Raw genomic sequence first — 249 nt, 5'->3', positions numbered from 1 at the left:
GGGCGTTGAAGCTCGGTCAAACAGTTCGTGAGGTAGCCCGTGTAATGCATGGGCCACGTGGACTGGGCAAACTGGTCCGCAACCCAGTCGTGCCCAGCTACTTCCAGCACTTCCAGGCCTGGGACCAGTGCGTCCACATGCCGTTGAGCTGCGGCGACATCATCCACGTCCACGGCCGCGGCGTCGGGACCGAACCCCACCAAGGTGGTGGATTCGTCGTCGATGTACTCGACCTGGAGGAAGTTCAAG

At 61.8% G+C, this 249-nt stretch carries 1 pseudogene; it reads right to left on the bottom strand.

Features of this window, described 5'->3' with window-relative positions:
• Positions 1 to 249 (bottom strand): annotated as a pseudogene (locus SB724_RS21235) (hypothetical protein); the annotation flags it as partial.

This window comes from Bacillus sp. SIMBA_031 (assembly GCF_046535225.1).
Lineage (GTDB): Bacteria > Bacillota > Bacilli > Bacillales > Bacillaceae > Bacillus > Bacillus velezensis.
This window is presented reverse-complemented; position numbering and strand designations above follow the sequence as displayed.